At 74.4% G+C, this 5,235-nt stretch carries 4 protein-coding genes; all 4 read right to left on the bottom strand.

All coding sequences use genetic code 11. The annotated features are described in order from the left end of the window. Window positions 1-2,360, bottom strand: a 2,360-nt coding sequence (locus ACXJKL_RS13765) for an ATP-binding protein (RefSeq protein ID WP_457207608.1), incomplete at its 3' end; no start/stop codon positions are given. A gap of 259 nt (window positions 2,361-2,619) precedes the next feature. Beyond that, window positions 2,620-3,072, bottom strand: a complete 453-nt coding sequence (locus tag ACXJKL_RS13760) for a winged helix-turn-helix domain-containing protein (protein WP_457207607.1) — start codon at window positions 3,070-3,072, stop codon at window positions 2,620-2,622. A 55-nt stretch (window positions 3,073-3,127) separates the two neighbouring features. Then, window positions 3,128-3,844 carry a glycosyltransferase gene (locus ACXJKL_RS13755; protein ID WP_457207606.1) on the bottom strand — a complete coding sequence of 239 codons (717 nt, stop codon included), beginning with the start codon at window positions 3,842-3,844 and terminating at the stop codon, window positions 3,128-3,130. Beyond that, entirely contained in the window at window positions 3,841-5,169 is a 1,329-nt protein-coding gene (locus ACXJKL_RS13750; RefSeq protein WP_457207605.1) for a PIG-L family deacetylase, read from the bottom strand. The genes ACXJKL_RS13755 and ACXJKL_RS13750 overlap by 4 nt, the downstream gene beginning before the upstream one ends. Window positions 5,170-5,235: the final 66 nt, after the last annotated feature.

The raw sequence follows: 5,235 nt of genomic DNA, 5'->3' as shown, positions 1-5,235 counted from the left end.
GGCTCGGGCTCGACGGTCTCCACAGCGGCAGAGTCCACAGCGGCGGACTCCACAGCGGCGGAGTCGGTGTCGACCTGCTCGGTCGCCAGCTCCTCGGCCGGGAGGTCCTTCTGCAGCGACGTCACCGACGCGATGGCAGCGGACTCGTCGGCGGTGGACGACTCGTCGGTGCCCGACGGTGCCTCGGTGAGTGCGGCACGACGCGAGCGCAGCGGCATGGCGCCGCGCTTGGGCTTCGGCGCGGCCGTGTTGAGCGCCGAGGGCGTGTTCGAGGCGACGTCGGCGCCGGTGGCCAGGCCACGCTGGGCCAGGGTGCCACCCGGCTGACGGGACGGCAGGCCGGTGCCCGCGTCGGTCGACGGGAGGCCGGTCGCGGATGCGCGGTCTGCCATCGACGAGCCGGGCTGGCGCGTGGGGAGGCCGATGACGGTGGCCGAGGCGGCCGGTTCGTCGGTCTCCGTGGTCGGGTCGACGTCGGTCTCCGACGACTCGCCGGACGAGTCGTCGGACGAGTCGTCGGACACGACCTCGGGCACGAAGGGAGCCTGCTCGGGCTCGACGCCCTCCTCGAGGGCGGGCTCGACCTCGGCCGGGGCCTCCGGCATGGGCGGGGCGCCGTCGCGCAGTGCCGACTCCGGCACGAACACGGTGGCGGTGATGCCGGACGCCGCGTTGGTGGCGAGGGCGACGTCGATGCCGTGGCGCTTGGCGAGACGGCTGACCACGAACAGGCCCATGCGCCGGGCGGTGTCCGGGGTGACGTCGGCACCCGACTCGAGGGTCTCGTTGATCTGGCGCAGGGACTCCTCGGGGATGCCGAGGCCCGAGTCGCTGACGTCGATGGTCAGGCCGCCGGGCGCGGGGGCCGTGGACAGCGTGACGAAGGTCGACGGCGAGGAGTAGGACAGGGCGTTGTCGACGAGCTCGGTGAGCAGGTGGATCAGGTCACCGGCCGCGGCCTCGCCGACCCGGCTGTCGAGGGTCGAGTCGATGCGCACGCGCTGGTAGTCCTGCACACCGGCGGTCGCGGCCTGGGTGGCCTCGGTGACCGACAGGCTCTCCCAGCCGGCGGACCGGGCGGGGGCGTCGGCGAGGATCAGGAGCGAGTCCGAGGTACGACGCATGCGGGACGCGAGGTGGTCGAGACGGAAGAGGCTCTCCAGTCGCTTGGGGTCCTCCTCGTCCTTCTCCAGCGCCTCGATCAGGTTGAGCTGCTGGTTGATGAGGGTCGTGTTGCGACGCGACAGCGTCACGAACATCTCCCCGACCTGGCTACGCAGCTGGGCCTCACCGGAGGCGAGCGTCACGGCCTGGCGGTGGAGGTCGTCCACGGCGCGGGCCAGCTGACCGATCTCCTCGTGCGTGTGGACGTCGATCGCCACGAACTCGGCGGGCTCGCCACCGGAACGGATCCGGGCGACGGCGTCGGGCAGGTCCTCGTTGGCGACCTGGAGGGCGCCCTCACGGACCTTGCGGATCGGGCCGAGCAGCGAGCGGGAGATGACGAGCGCGAGGGCGATGGCCGCGAGCAGCGCGCCGAGGGTGAGGGCCGCGTCGAAGAGGGCGCGGTCGCGGGCGTTCGTCGCCGTGGCGGCGAGGCCCTGGTCGACCTCGAGGAGCAGGGTCTCGGACAGGTTGTCGTACTCGTCGTACGCGTCGGCGCCACCGAGCTCGGTGCTGGTGCCCGTGCGAACGGCGCGGGTGCGCTCGCCGTTGTTGGTACGCAGCGTGCGCACCGCGCTCTCGGCGTCGTCGAGGGCACCGGCCAGTCGGTCGATGGCCGCGCTCTCGGCGCCGAGCTCGGAGTAGAGGGCCTGCGAGACGCTGCGGCTGCGGTCCGCGTCGGAGCCGAGGGCCTGCTGCATCGCGAGGGAGAAGCGACCGCCGAGCGACTGGGCGAGGAGCTCGAGGCGGGGCTCGGGGGTGTTCTGGGCGCTGGTGATCGTGGTGATCAGCTTGGTCACACCCGACTGGAGCTGACGCAGCTGCGCGATCCAGGTGTCGGGGCTCAGCGTGGCGGTGTTGTCGTCACGGATCGAGCGGCTCAGGTCCAGCAGGGTCGCGACCTGGAGACTCTGGTCGTACGTCAGCCCCGCGGTGCCGGCCGTGGCGGTGAGCTGCTCGGCCGCCGCCTTGATGTCCTCGACGGCCTCGTCGAGCTCGGTCTGGCTGGCACCGGTCGACGACTGGGCCGCGACCATGGCGCGCTCGGCCGCTGTCAGGTAGTCCACGGCCGGACGCAGCACCGTGACCTGCTCGGCACTGGCGGACGCGTTCGACGACTCGTCGAGGTCCGACTTCACCCGCAGACCACCGAGGGTCGCGGCAAGCAGCAACGGGATCGCCAGGGCGAGTGCCACCTTGCGACTCAATGGCCAGCCGGAGATGGCGAGCCTCGAGGCTCGTCCTCCATCGGACGGGCGCTTGTTGCTCATCGTGCCCCCTACTTCGAGGTGTCAGTCGCCACCGTGGCGACCGGCCCCTCAACAGGGGGCGAGGACGAAGATAGGCAGTGACGGAGGCCCGTGCAGGCGTTTCACCAATACTGGGGCAGACAAGTTGAAATTCGCTCCGTGTGTCCGCTTCCTCTCACCGCCCGAGTGGGGTACGAGGACGTGATCAGCGGCCCYGGCCGCGGGCCGTGAGCTCCCAGATCCCGGGGCTCGGCGTGGCCAGCAGACCCTCCTTGACCAGCTGCTGGCGGGCCCGCCGGGCGGCGTACCTCCAGCGCAGCTCGCCCTCGGGCGTGAGCTGCCGGTCCCCCTCGAGCAGGTGCTCGTCCAGGCGCTCGCCGACGGCCTCGAGCACGTCGTCGGCGGGGAGCGGTCCGGCGGCCGCGTCGAGCACGGCCAGGATGACCGGCGAGATCGCCTCGGGCTGGGTCCACCGGCGCGGGGCCCGGCGTACCGGTGCGGCGGGAGCGGACTCCCTGGCGGCGCGAGGGGTGCTCGCCTTGCGCACGCTCGCGCGCGGCGCGGCCGGCGGCCTCGCCTCGGGCGGGGGTGCGGGCGGCATCCCGTGGACGCAGTTCGCCTTGGGCAGGTCACACAGGTCGCAGTACTCGTCAGCCATCGCAGACGAGGGTATCGGGCGCGTCAGGCGCGCTCCACCTCGCTGCCCCGGGGCGTCACACCCCGAGGTGGTCGAGGTACGTCGCGAAGCCGTGCGGCGCGCGGGCCGTCCGTCGCCCCGAGGTCACCGCCGCCAGTCCCCCGGCGGCGATCCACCGGACGCCCGAGTCGCGGAGCGCGCGGACCAGCTCGACGTCCTCGTGCACGGGCAGGTGGGGAAAGCCGCCGACGGCGCGGTAGGCGGCCAGTGAGAAGCCGAGGTTGGCCCCGTGGACGTGCTCGTGGCCGTCCTCGAGCGTGTGCCGCTCCCGCCACAGCGCGTGCTCCCGGTCGGTGAGGTCGCGCGGGTCCGGGAGCACGGTGCCGACGACCAGGTCGTGCCCGCCGGCGGCGAGCTCGGCCTGGGCGGTCAGCCAGTGCGGCGGCACCACCGTGTCGGCGTCTGTGCTGGCGATCCACACCCGGCCCGGATCCGCGGTGCCGGTCCACGCCGCGGCCGCGGCGACGCCCGCCGCGCGGGCCGCCCCCACCTGGCCGGACGACACGGTCACCGCGGTCACGCCGGCACGTCCCGCGACGACCCCGGGCGTCTCGTCGGCGCAGGAGTCGAGCACCACGAACACGTGGCACTCGATGCGGGGGTGGGTGCGGGCCAGCTCGGCGGTCGCCCGGGCCAGCGAGTCGAGGCACGCGGGCAGCAGCCGCTCCTCGTCGCGGGCGGGGACGACGACGGCGAGCACGCTGGGCGTGCCGAGCAGCTCCGGCGCGGTCACGGCGTCGCTCGCAGCACGTGGAGGACGAAGTCGGGATCCTGGTGCTCGGCCAGCACCCGCGCCCCGGTCGCGAGGAACACCTCGTGGACCCGCGGCCCGGTGAGCGGCCAGCCGACGAGGTCGTGACGCCAGTGGCACAGCAGCAGGTGCCCGTCCTCCTCCAGCGCCCCCAGCGCCCGCGAGACGAGCTCGCCGAGGGCCGACGGGCTCAGGAAGTAGCCCACCTCGGACACCGACACCAGGTCGAAGCGCCCCTCGGGCCACTGCGCCGGCAGGTCCGCCCGGCGTACGTCGACGTGGTCGCTGCCGGCGAGACGCTCACGCGCCGCCTCGACCGCGGCGGCACTGGAGTCGAGTGCCACGAGGGCGTCGCAGCGCCCGGCCAGGTCGACGGCCAGCGCCCCGACCGAGCAGCCCACCTCGAGCACGCGGTCGTACCGCTCGCGGGGCAGGCTGGCCAGGGTGATCGCGCGCTTGCGCCGCTCGTACCAGCCGTCCACGTCCCACGGGTCGTCCCGGTCACGGTGCACGCGGTCGAGGGCGTCGTCGGGGGCGGGCTCGGGCACCTCGATCAGCACCTCGACGTCACGGTCGAAGTGCGCGAGCAGCGCGGGGCCGAGCAGGACCTCGTCGCCGGGCTCCGCCGACAGCGGGGCGACCTGGGAGGCGTGCGCGGCCACCGCGGAGCGCTTGCCGGCGCGGGCGGTGTCGTCGAGTCGCACGGCCCGGGCCTCGGCCCACGGCAGGGTCTCCGCGGTCCCCCAGTGCCACATCCAGACGGGGTACTCCACCAGGCGTGCGTCCGTACGCCGCGCCGCCACCGCCGCCGCGCGGCCCACCGCCTCGTGGTCGGGGTGGCCGTCGTGGCGCCACGGCGCGGCCAGCAGCGTCCGGTCGCCGGCGAGCCCGACGGCCGCGACGAGCTCGGCGACGAGCGTGTCCTCGTGCTCGGCCACGGACCCGTCGGGGAGGTCGAGGCACCGGATCCGGGCCGCGCCCGCCAACCGCGCGACGGCCCGCTCCAGCTCACCGCGACGCAGGTCGGCCAACGACACGGGATCGTGGGTCGGAGACGAGGGGTGGGACCCCTCGCCGGCGGTCGCCGAGACGACCAGCACCTCCCAGCCGGCGCGGCCGGCGAGGTGCACCAGCCCGCCCGCGCCCAGCGTCTCGTCGTCGGGGTGGGCGCCGACCACGACCAGCCGGTCCACGGTGCTCAGGTCCATCTCGGTGAGGGGGTGCTCGGCCAGTGCCCGGGTCCACACGGAGGCCGGCGTGCCGGCCTCGTCGTGCCGGAATCCCGGTCCTGACGGGGGGATGCTCACCACGCGGGCTCCGGGGCGTCGAGCAGCAGGCCGCCGAGGGCCGCCTGGTCGCGCTCCGCGTGCCAC

This window comes from Nocardioides sp. P5_C9_2 (assembly GCF_054049555.1).
The sequence above is the reverse complement of the archived record's forward strand: the minus strand, read 5'-3'. Positions and strand labels throughout refer to the sequence as shown.